Source organism: Enterococcus ureasiticus, assembly GCF_001730285.1.
Taxonomy (GTDB): Bacteria; Bacillota; Bacilli; order Lactobacillales; family Enterococcaceae; genus Enterococcus_L; species Enterococcus_L ureasiticus.
In genome coordinates, this window is record NZ_MIJZ01000001.1 from 895,921 (window position 1) to 913,360 (window position 17,440).

The following is a 17,440-nucleotide window of genomic DNA, read 5'->3' on the forward strand; positions in this document are numbered from 1 at the left end:
TAAAAGTAGGACAGGTTAAACTAGTTGCTCTACAAAGCTAATCACCATTTGTGCAGATTTTTCTCCTGCTTTTTCAATAAATTCATCAAAGGTCTGAGTGGCTTCATGATCTGCTGTATCACTGATTGCTCTAACTACTAAAAATGGAATATTAAATTGTGCCGCTGCTTGAGCAATTGCCGCACCTTCCATTTCACAAGCCAATGCTTCTGGAAATTCAGTAATGATTTCTTTCACTTTTTTCTGATCGTTCACAAAAGAATCTCCTGTTACAATCAAACCATGATGAATGGACATTCCTGATTTCTCAGCAGCTTTTTTCATTTCAATTTTTAAATAATCACTTGATTCATAATACAAAGGCATCCCAGGCAATTGTCCAGGTTGATAGCCAAATCCAGTAACGTCTACGTCAAAATAAGCTAGCTTATCTGCTATCACTAAATCCCCAACGGATAAACCTTGACCAATACCGCCTGCTGACCCTGTGTTGATCACCATATTTACACCATATTGATGAATCAGCAAAGTCGTTGTAACCGCAGATAATACTTTACCTATCCCAGAACGGACTACAATCACTTCATGACGTCCCAAAGAACCTGACACGAATACTGCTCCTGCTCTTTCCCAAGATCGAGTATCAGATAAAGCTTCTTTCAAAATTTTTACTTCTTGATCCATAGCGCCGATAATTCCAATTTTCATAGTGCTTTCCTCTTCTCTATAAATTCAATACTATAAATATTACAATGGCCAACAAAATCGCCACAACAATGATCGCTTTCGTTAACGTACTGCTGCGTTCGCGGATTTTTGTTTGCTCATTTGATCGTGATTTAGTAATTTCTTTTTGCTTCTTGTGTTCTTTTCGATAAAAACTAGCGATTTCTTTTTCTTTTTTACGGTACTCTTTATCAGCTTCTTTTTGCTCTTGCTCAAATAGTTTTTGGGCTTCTTTGTCAGCTTCTTCTTTTCGTCTCCGTAATTCTGTCCGAGTGACCAGCGGACCTTTACTCATTATTTATCCTCCTTCAGCAGCCTTTTTAGTTGCTGCAGTTCCCAGTACTGCACGGCAAAAATCGTTTTTGCATCACAAATTAGTCCACTGGCAATTTCTGCTTTTGCTTCCTCTAATGTTAATGTATATAATTCTAAAACTTCGTCATCATCTTGAGGACGGGGATTAGGAACTTTTTCTAAGTCTTCGGCATAATAAATATGAAGCAGCTCGTCAGCAAATCCAGGAGAAACATACATAGATGTTACAAAGGTGAACTTATTTGCTCGAAAGCCTGTTTCCTCTTCTAATTCTCTTTCTGCTGTTTCCTTTGGACGATCTTGTTCGCCAGGATCAATTTTCCCAGCAGGAATTTCTAAAAGAACTTTTTCCATTGGTTTTCTAAATTGTTTCACCATAATCAGCTTATTATCTTCTGTGATTGGAATAACCGCAACTGCTCCCGGATGAAAAACTAACTCCCGTGTACTCGTCACTCCATTTGGCAATCGCACTTCGTCCAAAACAACATCGATAATATGTCCTTTAAATATCTCTTTTCTGGAAATCGTCTTTTCTTCAAACTCTTCAAAATTCATCATGCAAGTTCACCAATCTTTCTATGGATATAATACCTTAATTTTGAAATTTTATCACTTATCGTTCTTTTTGTGAATCCCAACTTCGCTTTAATTAGCTATTTTTAGGATATAACCTCTATTTATTAACATTAAATTAAACATTTCAATCGACTTTTCGTCTCATCTAATTATACCAGTAAATAAAAATTGGAACAGCCTCATCCCGCAATAACATAAAAAGATGAAGCTAAACTAGATCACTCTAGTTTTAACTTCACCTTTTTATACTTAAATAACTTCATTTTGTGTTACTATATCCAATTATTTTTATAATTCAGCTAAAGAGTTCATGATTTTGATCAAATCAGCTTTGTTGCTGTCTTTTTTATCAGCTAATGTCCAGCTGATGCATTGTAAATAATGATCTTTACTTTCCATCAAATCATAAGTATAGTAAACGTCCACACCATCTTTACTTGCAGTAAATGTACGGCGCTCACCTTTTAACTCATTGTATTTGACTGAATCTTTCTTTTCATCCGTTCTTTCGCCTAAATCTGACAAATCAACAGAGTTTTTGAAAGCGTCAAAACTGTCAAAATCTTTTTTAGCTTCACTTAGAACCATATAATATTCATCATTTGAAGCATTTTTTAGACTAATATCGGCATTATCACTTAATTCCTTTGCCTCAACCGACTGCCACCCCTCTGTAAGCTCTACTTTGAAGTTACCATTTTTTGTCTTGATTACTTCTATCTTCCCTTTAGATTCATCTTTGGTTTCTTCAGTTGCTGATTTGTTTTCAGCCACCGATTCACTCGTTGCAGATGTATCTCTAGGTTCATAAAATATGTCATCATCACCATAAGAACTTGATTCTTCTACACTAGAACTTGTTTCTTCTATATAAACGTCATCGTCTTCTTCTTCCACAACTTTACGTCCAGAACAGCCTGAGATCACTAATCCCACTAATAGTATAGTAATGATTTTAAATTTTTTCACAATGTTTCTCCTTTTATCCTAATCATTATCTACTATTATACCTCACGTTTCCATATTTTTCTTATATTTCTTTTTGACTTTTTTGTGAACAGTTTCATTCCTTCTACATCTAAAGTAGTAAAAAAAGCCATTTTCTCTTGTCATTTCTTACATTTTCCCTAAATATCAAAATCAACCTTTGGACTGATATTCTTTCTGGAGTAGAATGTGCTAAAATAGCTTATATAGCGAAGGATAGTAACTTTCGAGGAATAACTGATTGGAGGGAATATAAATGAGAAAAGGAAAATTTATTCAAATAATTGCTTATTTAATTTTAGCAGGCATCGTTCTACGTTTTATTACTGGTATCCATATACCAGCGGTGGCGGTGGTACTCTTGATTCTTATCGTTCTAATTTTCACCGGATCAAAGAAAAAGACAGGCAGAAAAGAAGAGCAATTACCTAATCTTACAAAGACTAAAGAAGAACACTATGAAACACTCGGTATGACTGATCAAGAAATTGACTTTTTCCGAGACACAATGAACACGACTAAAAAACAAATCGTTCAGTTACAAGAAAATATGAATGCCTCTACTAAATTAAGAGCAATCGACTTACGTAACGATACCTTACGAGTATCAAAAGCTTTATTTAAAGAATTAGTCAAGGATCCAAAGAAGTTACACTTAGCGAACCACTTTCTTTATACTCACTTACCTAATCTAGTTGATCTAACAGGTAAATATTTAGAAATAGATGACCATGAGATCAAAAATAAACAAACATACGAAAAATTGGAAGAAAGTGCTCAAATCATCGATCAAGTTTCTAAATTGATCAAAAAAGACTACGAACAGTTTGTAGCTGAGGATTTAGAAGATCTAGATGTTGAGATATCCGTTGCTAAAAATAGCTTAAAAAGAGATAATGAAAGTATCAATAATCAGGAATAGCCCCTCGAAAAAAAATAGAATATGCCTGTTGCAAAAGCAACACAAACATATCTTCCTTTTTTTCTGTCAGGGCTTAACGAGTCCGCTACGCTTTTAAATTTAGGAGGAATCATAATGGAAAATAACCCAAAGGACATAATCCCAGTTAATGATACACTGGATGATTTATTAAATAATCCGTTTTCAACACCTATTGATTCATTAACAACAACTCAACAAAGTGAAATTTCTGCGCTACAAGACAAGCAAGTTGCTGATCGTTTAGTCGATAAATTACCTGCTGACAGACAAGCGCAAGCAAGAGAGCTTGCTTCAAAAATTGACGTTCAAGACTCACAAGCTGTGATCACATACGGCTCTGCAGCACAGACAAAATTAAGTGAATTTTCACAATCGATGCTAAATCATGTGCAGGCCCAAGACATTGGACCTGTCGGTGATTCTTTAACCGATTTGATGTTCCGCTTAAGCGAGGCTAATCCTGATCAACTTAGAGCAGGTGAAGGTAATTTCTTCTCAAAAATGCTTGGAAAAGTGAAACAATCTGTTTTTGAAATCACTGCAAAATACCAAAAAATCGGTGCTCAAATCGATAAAATTTCTATCAAATTGGATCATGAAAAAAATGGTCTCTTGAAAGATAATTTGATGTTGGATCAACTGTATAATAAAAACAAAGACTATTTTGATGCATTGAATATTTACATTGCAGCTGGTGAGTTGAAAATGGAAGAGTTACAAACGACCATCATTCCAGAAGCTATGAAAAAAGCTGAAGAATCTGGTGACCAAATGGATGTTCAAATCGCCAATGATTATACACAATTCTTGGACCGTTTAGACAAACGAACGCATGATTTACGTTTAGCACGCCAAATCACGATCCAACAAGCACCACAAATCCGTTTGATCCAAAATACCAATCAGGCTTTAGCAGAAAAAATTCAAGCATCGATCAATACTGCTATCCCACTTTGGAAAAATCAAGTAGTGATTGCATTAACCCTATTACGTCAAAAAGATGCTGTTACAGCACAACGCCAAGTATCTGAAACAACGAATGATCTCTTGAAGAAAAATTCTGAGATGCTTAAAATTTCCGCAATCGAGACAGCTAAAGAAAACGAACGTGGAATCGTTGATATCGACACATTACAAAAAACTCAAAATGACTTAGTTGAGACAATCCAAGAAACCTTACGAATCCAGCAAGAAGGTAAAGAAAAACGTCGTGCTGCTGAAATCGAGTTAGGTCATATGGAGGAAGACTTAAAGAGCAAATTATTGGAACTGACGCAATAATATAGACTGTCAAAAAGACTTAATCAAGCAGATTTTGCTTGATTAAGTCTTTTTTATACTAATTCATGATACGAAGTCTTTATTTTTTCAAAGAGTTTAGTATACGGTTTTAAGCCTGTGAATTTTTCGATTGCTTTATCTAAACCTTGTTCTTTAATAGCATTTTGCAGTGCGCAAGCTTCTGCATCCGTTGGTTCCTTAAACTTCATTGCAGCGGCAATCGCAATTGCTAATGCTTTTGGTGTCTCATTAAACGCTTCAACAAATTGTCTAGCAGGCTGAATGAAGCGATCGTTCTCTCCTATCTTTCTAATGGGGGATCGACCGACACGGGTCACATAATCTGAAACATAGGGATTTTTAAACCGCTCAATGATTTTATCGATATAAGCTTGGTGTTCTTGATGGGAAAATTGAAATTTTTTCTCCAATAACGCACCTGTTTCTTCTAATGCACTACGTACAATAAAAAGAACTTTTTCGTTATGGATCGCATCTTCGATCGACTCTATATTCCTCATATGACCAAAATAGGCTGTCACTGCATGTCCTGTATTTACGGTAAATAACTTGCGCTCGATATAAGGCGTTAAATCAGGGACATAGTTTAACCCAGAAATGTTCGGTGCATTTTTTTGATTCAGTGGTTCCTCTACCACCCATTCATAAAATGGCTCAACTGTTACAGTTAGTGGATTGTCATGATTTTGATTTGGTACGATTCGATCAACTGCTGAATTAGGAAAGGCGACAAACTCACTAATATAGCCTCTTGCTGCAGTCGTTAATAACGGTAGAACTGCTGATTGAAGAATTTCAGACCCGCCAATCATATTTTCACAAGCAATTACAGTTAAATAGCGATCTGAGTCCGCTCTTAATTCAATACCTTTGGCAAGAACTTCTGCTAATCTAGGTAAAATTGTTGGACCTACTGCTGTCGTAATAATTTCTGCTTCACTGATATATTTCGCTAATTTTTCAGTTTCAGTAATGCTGTTGACAGCTTTGATTCCTTTAACGGTAAAACGCTCTTGCTCAGCATTTGCTAAAATCACGTCATATTGTCCTTGATTGTTGATTTCTGACACAATTTTTTCATTCACGTCGGCAAAAATCACTTCATATCCTGCTTGAACCAATAACCAGCCAATAAACCCACGACCTATATTACCGGCACCGAAATGTACAGCAATTTTTTTCATGCTGTCACCTCTTCTTTAAACAGCTCGATGATCTTGGCTTCCGATTCAGCAGCTATTAATTGTTCTACACTCTGAATTTCAGAACATACTAGAGCGATTTGGGACAATAGCTCTAAGTGTGCATCGCCTAAACCTGCAATGCCAATAATCAATTTCACTTCATTACCGTCAAAATCCACGCCTTCTGGGATTTGTAAAATAACGATCCCTGATTGGTTAATCAGCTGTTTGGAATCATCGGTTCCATGAGGGATCGCGACCATATTACCAATATAAGTTGTAGTCAATTGATCTCGTTCAATCATTTTTTTGATATATTCTTTCTCCACATAACCTTGATCTGATAAAAGTTTACCTGCCGCTTCAATTGCATTTTTTTTATTGGAAAAACTTTGGTTTAAAACAATATCTTCTTTTTTTAATGTAATCATTTTATTTTCCCCTCGATTCTATATAAGTTAATAATTTTTGAACAAAGTAAGAAGTGACCTCTTCGTTTGCTCCATTCTCCAAATGTTGGATCATCTGTTGACTGTCGACAAAAAGTGTACTGATGTAACTGATAACTTCTAAACCTTCTTGTGAAAATTTTTCTGGAACCAACAACAAAACAATTCGATCGATTGGCATTTTTGTATGGTCCATCGTTTCAATAGAAATTGGCTGTTCCAATGAGAATAATTGGAAAATTGGTTCTTGGATCGATTCATTACGAGCATGAAACATTCCAATTTTTGTCTCTGGGATACCGAAAGCTTTCCAATTTCCATCGTATAAAAAAGTTCTGACTAGTGCTTCAACATCTATGCTTGGTACTTTTTCTAAAAGCTGAGTACAAATGACTCGAATCGTATCTTCCATCGTTCCTAATTTTTCATTTAATTTGAAATAGCCGAAGTTTTTTAATAGTGCTAAACCGATTGAAGTGAAAATTTGTTGTTGCTCTAAAAAATGAGTTGCTTCAAATAACGTTAGCTGTACGGCTTGTTCTTCTTGTGCAATTTTTTTGTGATATCCACTGTGTAAACTTTTTAAAAAAATACTAATTTGGGAAAGTTCTCTTTCAGTCAAAATAGGTGAAACTAAGAAATAATCAAAATCCACTTGACCTAGATCAATCGTAGAAATGATAACATTGTAATTGCCCGCTGCTTTTTTTCTTCCTAACTCAAATAAAGAGACCGTTTCAAGTTTTTTTAGTTGTGGAATTCGTTGTCGCAATCGCGTAACTAACATTCTTGAAGTACCGATACCGCTTGCACACACAACTAATCCAGAAAAACAATTTTCACTTTCCAACTGCAAAAGTACTGCACCAAAATGCAAAACCAAATAACCAATTTCTTCATCCGGTACTGGCTTTTCTTGGTAAACTTGATCAAATGCTTGCCTAACGACTTTAAATAAATCAGCATAATTTTGCTTGATTGAGTTAATCAGTGGGTTAAAAATTCTCATTCCCTGTTGTAACCGTCTCAATGTTGGTCGTAAATGAGCTATCAATCCTTTTGTCAAAAGCTCCTTTGGTAATTCCTGTTGTAACTCATATTCGACGCTTTTAATTAATTTATTAACTAAAAGCAGCACTTCTAATTCTTCATTCTCCATGAAATGACTTCTACTTTCAGTTGTTTTCACAGCCCTAATATGAGTTGTAACATAAGCCGACTCGCCTTTTGGAACAAACTCTGGCTCCATCTCTAAAATATCAGCAAGTATTTTTTGAGCTACAGGAAATTCTGGATAGCTCATCATTTCATCTCTGGTCTCATAAGTTTGAATAAAATTTCCTGCGATCATTCGCTCCACTGAAATCGTAATATGCACAATTAAGTTTGCATACGCTTCATCACTTATTGCCTCAAAGTTACTGTTACGCCAACGCTTAACATTACCTTCAACTTTTTTTAATACTACTTCACTCACTAAATCTAATAATCGGCCTTCTACCCAATCACTGGTTGCACTATCACGAGATTTTTCTTGAAAAAAATTTAGTAATTGATAATCTGGAAATTGTTGAGCGAAAAGCTCACTCATCAAGCTCCTTTTTTGAACCTCATTGGCTAGTAGACACACTCCTAAGCCTCTTCTCCGCTCAATTCTAATTGTATTAGGCAATCGTTCTTCTATTTTAGTAAGATCCTTACTGATCGTTGATATCGTTACATTTAGATCATTTGCTAATCCAACCAGTTTTAATCCTTCTTCTTTTAGTAACTCTTTTAAAATTTTCTGCTGACGCTCTTCAGGACTATATTCATTATAAGATAAATCCATCAATTGCCAGCGAAAACGTTGTTTGTCTGAATCAAGACCTGATAATGTCAAAATTCCATGTTCTTTCATCAATTCAAGCTGATAAGAAGCTAATGTCTCTTCAACTTCTTTTAAATCACGCCGAATGGTTCGCACACTAACACTTAAATCTTCTGCTAATTCGTTAATAAAAACTGGTCGACTATTGGTCAACAGTTGTTCCATGATTAATCGAGCTCGTGCTGAAAGATACATAGAAATCCCCTCTCAAAAAAATGCATTATTTAAACAGATGTTTGAACTGTTGATAATTTTTCAACTAATTCATCATATTTATCACTACTTAAAAAATTATCAACTGATACATGATAAGCCGTAGGTATTTTTTCTTTTGCCCTTGTTGTTAAATCCTTATGGGTCACAACAATATCAGCATCGTTAGGAAGTTGTGATATAGCAGAGTTGACTACTTCGATTGATAAACCTGCTTTTTTAACTTTGTTTCGCAAAACGGAGGCTCCCATCGCACTTGACCCCATTCCAGCATCACAAGCAAAAATAATTTTTTTTGTGTTTGCTAGTATTTCTGCTGTATCACTCATCTTTTCAGTTGTTGTGAAGCTTGTTTGAATAGGTGAGGTTGCGGTTTTAGGACCTTTTAGTGCGCTAGCTTTTTCAGAAGCTGCTTCGATTGTTGTATCATTTACTTTAGATGTTTTTAAAACTACAGCAGAAATTGCAAATGAAACGGCTGTTGCTACACTAATTCCTGCGAATACACCCAGATAACTATCGCGAGGTGTCATTGCCAAAATAGCAAAAATACTTCCTGGAGAAGCCGGAGCTACCAACCCGGCATTAAATAGTGAAAATGTCATTACACCAGCCATTCCTCCACCTATTGCTGAAAGAATCAAAATTGGTTTCATTAAAATATATGGGAAATAAATTTCATGAATGCCACCAAAAAAATGAATGATCATTGCGCCAGGAGCTGTTTGTTTAGCGCTGCCTCGCCCAAAGATCGTGTAAGCTAACAAAATACCCAGACCAGGTCCAGGATTTGATTCCAATAGAAACAAAACAGAGCGTCCTGTTTCTGCAGCCTGTTCAATTGCAATTGGGCTTATCACACCGTGATTAATTGCATTATTCAAAAACAATACTTTTGCCGGCTCAACGAAAATACTCGCTAAAGGCAGCAATGAATTCTCCACTAGAAATCCAACACCTGTTGCCAAAATAGTATTCAAACCTTCAACAGCTGGACCAACGATCAAGAAAGCGATAATCGCTAAGATCGATGCTAAAATACCGGAAGAGAAGTTATTTACTAACATTTCAAAACCAGGCTTAATCTTGCCATCAATTACTTCATCAAATTTTTTAATACAATATGCCCCAGCAGGACCAACAATCATTGCACCAAGAAACATTGGAATATTAGCTCCTGTGATCACGCCCATTGTGACCATTGCGCCAACGACTCCACCACGAATATCATAGATTAATCGTCCACCAGTAAAACCAATAAGGATCGGCAACAAATAAGTAATTGTTGGTCCTGTTATTTCATTTAATTGTTCATTAGGAAACCAGCCTGTTGGGATAAATAAAGCTGTTAAAATCCCCCAAGCAATAAACGCTCCAATGTTCGGCATAATCATTCCACTAAGAAAACTTCCAAATTGCTGAACTTTCACTTTTATATTACCTTGTGTTTGTTCCATTTTTTTCCTCCTTCATCTTAAAACAAGAAAAGAGTTAGATATTTTCATCTGCGCAGACCATTTAAACATTACTTTCCTTGTTTCTATATTGTAAACGCTCACTTATAAGGTTACAAGAAGATGAAAGCGTAGTTTTGTCCAACTCTTTGGGACAAAACTCAAAGAATGAATCATTTATATCAGATCATTCTTTTGAATTTGTTCGTTTAAAGTAGCGAGATGAGCTCTGCAACTAAATAAAAAAATTCAGATTCTTTATCAATATAATTTGATAAAGAATCTGAATTTATTCTAATTTGTATTTTACTTCGCATTTTCCAATGTGATAGTAATTTGAGCATGGTACTTTCCTAATGATTTAATAGATCCTGCCGGGAAGTCCATCAAAAATCCTTCCCCTTTACTCCAATAATCTTTTGAAATATTGTATTCACCTAAATTTGTATTTTCTGGTGTAAAAATAATATTATCTCCATCTGACAATGTGACTTCTTCAGTTGAATTTCTATATTTGATAATATCTGTCATGATTATTTTTTCATTTTCAAGACTCTTTAACGGTTCAGAAAGTTTTGCTTTTAGTGCCCATTTCTGCTTTGTTGAACGAGTGTCTGTAATCACTAAAGGAGAACCACTTATATCTGGTTTGTCCAATTTCATTCCATTGACCTCTCCAGTTTGCAAACCAAAATCAAAAAGAGACGGCGATGATTGGATTTTTAGTGTACCAAAGTAGTAAAAAATGACTTCTTTATCTTTACCAAACTCTACCGTTAAAACGTCTCCTACTAGAGGACGTTCAACACCATCTACAACAACTTTAGAAAAATCATACCCATTGATCTTTTCTAACGGAATATCTATTTTTTCTCGCATTTTCCCTTTTTTGGTAATCGATTCATGTGGTAATTTTTTATTCGTTTGTTCTTCTAAAAACTGAATATTAATTTCTGGTTCTTGTGGTTTAATCGTAAATGTTTGTATGTTCGATGTTTTTTCAACTGGTTTATTCATTGATGTTCCTTTGATACTGTATGATTGCGTAACAGTAACTATTCCAGTTATCGGTGGTTCAGCCTCCAATGAATTGACTGTATACGTTAAAATCATTTCTTCTTTTGGCGTTATTTTATCAAGTGTTATTTTTAATTTTTTATCTGTGTCGAAGGTAATCTTCTCTGTTGGAATCAGTACCCCATTTAATTTTACTGTTGTTTTGTCTACAACTACATTCTCAGGAAAAGCAGCTGTTTCATAGACAACATTAGACCAATCAGATGGTTCATCTGCAGTATTTTTGATCGTTGCTGTATATGAGTTGCTTTGATTTTCAAATATCTCATTTTTTTCAACAGAAAAATCAGTTTGAATGATTGGTTGATTGTTTTTAGTTAAATTTAATTCTTTAATATCAGAGGTTTTGTCATTATCTTCTATCCAAAATTCTACTTTATAATTCGATTTTGTTCCTTTTAATGCTGAGCTAGGAATTTCATAAGACAATGTTTGTTCGATTCCTTTGTTAGTATTGGTCACCTTACTTAACAATTGTTTTGTTCCACCATCCACAGAATAATAGATAGATAACTCATCTGTATCTTCATCACTCCATTTAAGTGTTCCATTAAAGGGATTAGTCCCGTCAATTTCTCCTGTCGTTTCAACTAAATTCAAAATTGGTTTTCGGTTATACTGCAAGGTAAATATTTTTTCTTTAGAGCGATTATTATCACTGTCTACCATATATATGACAATTTTATTTTCCTCAGTGCCTGATAATTGTGCCTCTGGTATATCTAGAGACCACTTGTGGACATCATTTTTAGGATCATTTAACAACCCTTTATCATTAAGTTTGATTGGTTCTTTATCATTTATTACTGCATAAAAGTCTCCAGATTCACTGTCTATATCTTTCCATGTTCCGCTAACTGTATAATTACCTCCGTAATAAGTAGCGTCTTTGTTATCTAAAGTTATTTCTGGTACTAGTGCTACAGCAGTAACCGAAACTCCGTACGCTGCTTTCGTAGATTCGCCTGGTTTTAAAGTAACAGGTCTTGTTTTGAAAGCCAAACCTGAATCTTCATGTACCTCAGCTGCTAACATTCCTTCAGCCGCTGTATCTTCATCTCCTTGCTCTTGACCAACAGAATGAGACGAATCAAAAGAAGCCATCATCATACTTCCGCCAATGTAGTAACCACCGACCCAATTGGCCATCCCATTTGGTACATCAAATCGATAATCTAATCTATAACTACCATTATCAATGTACAAGCCACGTTTTTTTCCAATATAAAAAATATCGACATCATCATCTTTACCTACTACTGTATCTATTTCTAAACCAAAAGCATAATCTGTTATCGTCTCATTTGACAAATTTTGATACTCATATGTAACCAACACAAGATTATCTTTTTCTGAATACTCCATTATTTGCGTTACTAAAAGATGATACTTAGGTCCATAATCTTCATTTATTATTTCAAAAACATTCTTTAACGAGTAGCTACCTTTCTGACCTGCTTTCCTATATTGCTTGACTGACTTAAAATTTTGGGGGCCAGAACTAAAAGCTTCTCCGCTAAAATCTCCGTCACCATCTATAACAACAAAACCTGAACTGCTCCATGGACGACCGTTCTCAAACATCCCTTCATCTTCAATATCATATATTGTAGGGACAATTTTGTCTTCACCAGAGGTTTTGTCTTTGTCTAAATAATAAAAAGTTGGAATTATCAACTGTCCTGTTTCTTGAGTTGAAAGATCACCAAAATTAATAGCTGGATTCTTATTTATGGAATCCATTTGCCCACCAAAACTAAAGGCAAGGAACTGATCCGCACCAAATCGAATTTTAGAAAATTCGTAATTCGTGATAGGTTCCCATTCATCAGCGACAACCGGTTTCACATTCTTAGTACTATTGTTTTTTTCAGCTTTTATTTGTGACACACTAAAATTAGCATAAATTCCGCCAATGATTAACAATAAACACAAAAGAAAAAACTGCTTTTTTCTATTTTTTACCTTCCTCATGTTATGAATATCCCCTTTCGGCATTTCTTTAATAGTTTAATGTATTTTTTCATCTTCATCTAGGGGATTATCTTTCAATATTTACCCAAAAAAAAGTATTTTATGAAAAAAAGAGAAATTCTATACCTTTAATAACATTTTGTATAAAAGTCCTTTGTGCTTTGAATGATTTTACTTAAGTTTTATAATTGAGACAAAAAATTTTTTAAATTTATGGTGACAAACAGGATAAAAAAGAACTCAGGCTATACTAGTTCCTATTATTTTTATGTAACAGATAATCAATTTAATGTAGATAATTTTAATCTGATTTCAGTATACTAAATAAAAAAACGGCTTGTTATCAATGTATCTGATAACAAGCCTGAATTTATTCTAATTAATCTTTTTTTACTGACTACTTCGCATTTTCCAAAGTGATAGTAATTTGAGCATGGTACTTTCCTAATGATTTAATAGATCCTGCCGGGAAATCCATCAAAAATCCTTCCCCTTTACTCCAATAATCTTTTGAAATATTGTATTCACCTAAATTTGCATTTTCTGGCGTAAAAATAACATTATCTCCATCTGACAATGTAACTTTTTCAGCTGAATTTCTATATTTGATGATATCTGTCATGATTATTTTTTCATTTTCAAGACTCTTTAACGGTTCAGAAAATTTTGCTTTCAGTGCCCATTTCTGTTTTGTTGAACGAGTGTCTGTAATCACTAAAGGAGAACCACTTATATCTGGTTTATCCACCTTCATTCCATTGACGTTTCCTGTTTGTATACCAAAATCAAATAGAGAAGGTGATGATTTGATTTTTAACGTACCAAAGTAGTAAAAAATGACTTCTTTATCTTTACCAAACTCTACCGTTAAAATGTCTCCTACTAGAGAACGTTCAACACCATCTACAACGACCTTAGAAAAATCATACCCATTGATCTTTTCTAAAGGAATGTCTATTTTTTCTCCCGATTTTCCTTTTTTAGTAATTGGTTCAAGAGATGGTATTTTTTCATTCGTTTTGTCTTCTAAAAACTGAATATTAATTTGTAATTCTTGTGATCTAATCATAAATGTTTGTATGTTCGATGTTTTTTCGACTGGTTTGTTCACTGATGTTCCTTTGATACTATATGATTGCGTAACAGTAACTGTTCCTGTTACCGCTGGTTTAGCCTCCAATGAAGTGACTGTATACGTTAAAATCAATTCTTCTTTTGGCGTTATTTTATCAAGTGCTATTTTTAATTTCCTATCTGTGTCAAAGGTAATTTTCTCTGTTGGAACCAGTACCCCATTCAATTTTACTGTTGTTTTGTCTACAACTACATTTTCTGGAAAAGCAGCTGTCTCATGGATGACATCAGACCAATCAGATGGTTCATCCGCAGTATTTTTGATCGTTGCTGTATATGAGTTGCTTTCACTCTCAATTATTTCATTTTTTTCAACAGAAAAATCAGTTTGAATGATTGGTTGATTGGTTTTAGTTAAATTTAATTCTTTAAGATCAGAGGTTTTGTCATTATCTTCTATCCAAAATTCTACTTTATAATTCGGTTTTGTTCCTTTTAATGCTGAACTAGGAATTTCATAAGACAATGTTTGTTCGATTCCTTTGTTAGTGTTAGTCACCTTATTTAGCAATTGTTTTGTTCCACCATCAACAGAATAATAGATAGATAACTCATCTGTATCTTCATCACTCCATTTAAGTGTTCCATTAAAGGCACTAGTCCCGTCAATTTCCCCTGTCGTTTCAACTAAAGTTAAAATTGGTTTTCGATTATACTGCAAGGTAAATGTTTTTTCTTTCGAGCGATTATTATCACTGTCTACCATATATATGACAATTTTATTTTCCTCAGTGCCTGACAATTGTGCTTCTGGTATATCTAAAGACCACTTGTGGACATCATTTTTAGGCTTGTTTAACAACCCTTCATCATTAAGTTTGATCGGTTCTTTATTATTTATTACTGCATAAATGTCCCCAGATTCACTGTCTATATCTTTCCATGTTCCGCTAACTGCATGATTACCACCGTAATAAGTACCATCTTTAGTATCTAAAGTTATTTCTGGTACTAGTGCTACAGCAGTAACCGAAACTCCGTACGCTGCTTTCTTAGATTCTCCAGTTTTTAAAGTAACTGGTTGCGTTTTAAACGCCATTGCAGAATCATCTTTTATTTTAGCTGCAAGCATTCCTTCTGCTGCCGTACTTTCATCATTTGTTTCTTGACCAGTAGAGTCGACTGAAGGGAAATTCTCAATAAATATACCATTATATTCACTACCTACCCAATTGTCCATGCCATTGGTTACATCAAATCGAAAATCTAGTCTATAGTCTCCAGATTCAATATACAAGCCGCGTTTTTTTCCTAAATAAAAAACACTTACGCTATCATTTTGATCCAAGTAGGTGTCAAGTACCGAACCAAAAGCAACATCTTTTAAAGTGTCTTTTGATAAATTTTGATACTCATACGTAACCCATACAAGATTGTCTTTTTCGGAATACTCCATTATTTGTGTCACTAAAAGACGATAAGCAGGATTCCAAGTTGAAGCTGGATTTTCAATTTCATAAACATTTTTTAACGCGTAGCTACCCTTACTACCAACTTTTCTATATTGTTGGAAATGGTTAATTTTCTGCTCATCAAAACCAAATTGTCCTTGAAACTTAGACCCTTTAATTATAAGCGCTAAACTCTGGCTAGTCCATGGACGCCCCTCTTCAAAACCACCTTCTCCAAACATACTATCAAAAACCGTAGGTATAACTGAATCGTCTTTACTCTCATCTATAAAATAGAAAGTTGGAAGCGACAACATATCCCATGCGTCAGTTGCATTCTGTGCACCAAATCCATCCCCCCTAAGTGGAATTGATTCTAAATCAGTGATAAACGGGTTCTTTTCAATAGCGTCTCGTTTCCCACCAAAGGTAAATGCAAGAGACTGACTTACGCCAAGTCGAACCTTAGAAAATTCATAATGAGTGATCAGTTGCCATTCCTCATCAGCAATTGATTTCACATTTTTTTCATTCTTTGTCTCAGTTTTACTATTAACATTTTTCTCGGCTTTTATCTGTGATATGCTGAAACTAATATAACTCCCTCCAATAATCAGTAATAAGCATATAAGAAATACCTGTCTTTTTTTAGTTTTCATTAGCTACATATTAACTCCCCTCATTAACTTCTCAAACAACATCCTTACCTAATAGTAATGTTTTTTCGATCTTTTTATCCAGTTGTATTGCCCTCGAATTTTACTTTTTAAAAAGGATTTTTTGAAAAAAGGTTGTTATACATCTAATATTTTTTATGCAGAAGAGTTATACTATCAATTGATTTTCTCAAAGTACGAATACTATACGTGTTATGCTATTTATTCTTTAAAACTAAAATAATAATGCAAATGATTTATACAGTTTAAATTAAATAGATGGTCACAGTTTGGACACTTATTAAATTCTTTATATTCTACATAAGTCATTTCATACTGACAAGCTCCGCAAAGAACAACTTTATCAGTGTTCTTTTTTGATATTGGCCATGGTAAAAAAACATGTTTTTCCAGTTTATTATGACAACGATAACAAGCATAGTACTTTTTACAGTTATAACATTTATTTGCAACAACATCTTCTGACAAATTATAATGAACACATCTTCCAAACTCATCAACAGTCAGACCAAATATCTCTTTCATATTATCATCTCCGTTGTATCAAAATTTTTGATATTCTTTTAGCTAAAATAGCGGTAATAAATGCCTTTACTGTGTCCCCCGGTATAAATGCTAAGCTTGCAATCAAACTTTTTGATAATGAGACGTCCGAAAGGAGACTCACACCAAGAGCGCCAAAAAAATCTATAAATAATGCACCAAAAAGAAACGTGATTCCAAACGAGTACATTATTTTTTCGTTATTTGGATTGAATTTCTCGGTCATCCAACCTATCAAAAATGTAGCAAATGGATATGCAACAAGATAGCCTGCCGTAATACTGAAAAAAACCATCAAGCCACCTCGACCACCAGCTAATAATGGAAATCCTATCGCTACAAGCACTAAAAAAAGCATAGTTGCAATCGTCCCATTTCTTTTCCCTAGAAGTAAACCGCTGAGCATAAAGCCAGCATTTTGAATTACGATTGGAACTGGCAGCAAACTAATTGGAATCGGTGGGAAAAAACCCAAAACAATAATGATACTGATCATAATAGCAATTTTAGTGATATCTTTCGTTTTCATATTTTCCTCCATAAACTAATATTTTATATATTTAAAATACTAGTTCCACCGCTTTTTGTCAACCCACATAAAATAAAGGTTAACAAGCAACGT

14 protein-coding genes are annotated in these 17,440 nt (G+C 34.4%); 2 read left to right on the forward strand and 12 right to left on the reverse strand.

Annotated features, from left to right (window positions below; all coding sequences use genetic code 11):
• Positions 1-15: 15 nt before the first annotated feature.
• From BCR21_RS04240 to BCR21_RS04255, 4 genes are all read right to left on the reverse strand, one after another.
• The gene (locus tag BCR21_RS04240; RefSeq protein WP_069645247.1) at positions 16-708 is read right to left on the reverse strand and encodes a 5'-methylthioadenosine/adenosylhomocysteine nucleosidase; all 693 of its coding nucleotides are present in this window, start codon (positions 706-708) and stop codon (positions 16-18) included.
• A 16-nt stretch (positions 709-724) separates the two neighbouring features.
• Positions 725-1,021 (reverse strand): cell wall synthase accessory phosphoprotein MacP, encoded by a 297-nt coding sequence (gene macP, locus BCR21_RS04245; protein ID WP_069645248.1) that lies wholly within the window; start codon positions 1,019-1,021, stop codon positions 725-727.
• On the reverse strand, positions 1,021-1,602 hold the full coding sequence (locus tag BCR21_RS04250; RefSeq protein ID WP_069645249.1) for an NUDIX domain-containing protein: 582 nt from the start codon (positions 1,600-1,602) through the stop codon (positions 1,021-1,023). Before BCR21_RS04250 ends, macP begins: the two co-directional genes overlap by 1 nt.
• 306 nt (positions 1,603-1,908) lie before the next feature.
• Complete coding sequence (locus tag BCR21_RS04255) at positions 1,909-2,589, reverse strand: hypothetical protein (RefSeq protein ID WP_069645250.1); 681 nt, start codon at positions 2,587-2,589, stop codon at positions 1,909-1,911.
• Between the two features lie 274 nt (positions 2,590-2,863).
• On the opposite strand from BCR21_RS04255, the gene BCR21_RS04260 reads away from it, so the two are divergent.
• The gene (locus BCR21_RS04260; protein WP_069645251.1) at positions 2,864-3,529 is read left to right on the forward strand and encodes a 5-bromo-4-chloroindolyl phosphate hydrolysis family protein; all 666 of its coding nucleotides are present in this window, start codon (positions 2,864-2,866) and stop codon (positions 3,527-3,529) included.
• 114 nt (positions 3,530-3,643) lie between these two features.
• Complete coding sequence (locus BCR21_RS04265; RefSeq protein ID WP_069645252.1) at positions 3,644-4,831, forward strand: toxic anion resistance protein; 1,188 nt, start codon at positions 3,644-3,646, stop codon at positions 4,829-4,831.
• A 53-nt stretch (positions 4,832-4,884) separates the two neighbouring features.
• Here the strand turns inward: BCR21_RS04265 and BCR21_RS04270 are convergent, their stop codons facing one another.
• From BCR21_RS04270 to BCR21_RS04305, 8 genes are all read right to left on the reverse strand, one after another.
• Positions 4,885-6,036 carry a mannitol-1-phosphate 5-dehydrogenase gene (locus BCR21_RS04270; protein WP_069645253.1) on the reverse strand — a complete coding sequence of 384 codons (1,152 nt, stop codon included), beginning with the start codon at positions 6,034-6,036 and terminating at the stop codon, positions 4,885-4,887.
• A complete protein-coding gene (locus BCR21_RS04275; RefSeq protein ID WP_069645254.1) occupies positions 6,033-6,467 on the reverse strand; it encodes a PTS mannitol transporter subunit IIA in 435 nt (144 codons plus the stop codon). Before BCR21_RS04275 ends, BCR21_RS04270 begins: the two co-directional genes overlap by 4 nt.
• A gap of 1 nt (position 6,468) precedes the next feature.
• Positions 6,469-8,550, reverse strand: coding sequence for a BglG family transcription antiterminator (locus BCR21_RS04280; RefSeq protein WP_069645255.1), 2,082 nt, complete (start codon positions 8,548-8,550; stop codon positions 6,469-6,471).
• Between the two features lie 29 nt (positions 8,551-8,579).
• Complete coding sequence (locus BCR21_RS04285) at positions 8,580-10,025, reverse strand: PTS mannitol transporter subunit IIBC (protein ID WP_069645256.1); 1,446 nt, start codon at positions 10,023-10,025, stop codon at positions 8,580-8,582.
• A gap of 303 nt (positions 10,026-10,328) precedes the next feature.
• Entirely contained in the window at positions 10,329-13,073 is a 2,745-nt protein-coding gene (locus tag BCR21_RS04290) for a hypothetical protein (RefSeq protein ID WP_069645257.1), read from the reverse strand.
• Positions 13,074-13,470: 397 nt separating this feature from the next.
• Positions 13,471-16,119 carry a hypothetical protein gene (locus BCR21_RS04295; RefSeq protein ID WP_139125583.1) on the reverse strand — a complete coding sequence of 883 codons (2,649 nt, stop codon included), beginning with the start codon at positions 16,117-16,119 and terminating at the stop codon, positions 13,471-13,473.
• A gap of 357 nt (positions 16,120-16,476) precedes the next feature.
• Positions 16,477-16,800 carry a CHY zinc finger protein gene (locus BCR21_RS04300; protein WP_069645259.1) on the reverse strand — a complete coding sequence of 108 codons (324 nt, stop codon included), beginning with the start codon at positions 16,798-16,800 and terminating at the stop codon, positions 16,477-16,479.
• Positions 16,801-16,804: 4 nt separating this feature from the next.
• A complete protein-coding gene (locus BCR21_RS04305) occupies positions 16,805-17,347 on the reverse strand; it encodes a biotin transporter BioY (RefSeq protein ID WP_069645260.1) in 543 nt (180 codons plus the stop codon).
• Positions 17,348-17,440: the final 93 nt, after the last annotated feature.